This window comes from Rhizobium ecuadorense, from assembly GCF_001187535.1.
Taxonomy (GTDB): domain Bacteria; phylum Pseudomonadota; class Alphaproteobacteria; order Rhizobiales; family Rhizobiaceae; genus Rhizobium; species Rhizobium ecuadorense.
Genome location: NZ_LFIO01000160.1, coordinates 1 through 299 on the forward strand (window position 1 = coordinate 1; position 299 = coordinate 299).

A 299-nucleotide genomic window follows, 5' to 3' on the forward strand; every position below is an offset into this window, starting at 1 on the left:
CGTTGATCTCGAATGCCCCGGTGAAAACGCCGGCAATGAAGAACAATGGCACCGCCAGAAGAGCTGAAGGCATCCAGGGGATCAGCGCGAAAAACAACGACGCACCGAAGACGGTGACGAAAGCGGTGGTGCGCGCACCGAGCCTCTCGATGAACCTCACCGAGAACGTCAACCCGCAGAGAACCCCGGAGGACATGACGGCGAGCAGCAGGCCAAGCTCCCCTTCCGTAAGGCTGAACTTAAGCTGAAGGTCGGGCAGCCGCGAAACAAACGCCCCCAGGGAAAGGGCCACGGCAAAC

The 299-nt window shown here is 60.5% G+C and carries 1 pseudogene; it reads right to left on the minus strand.

Annotated features, from left to right (window positions below):
* Positions 1-299, minus strand: a pseudogene (locus AF337_RS04485) (MFS transporter); the annotation flags it as partial.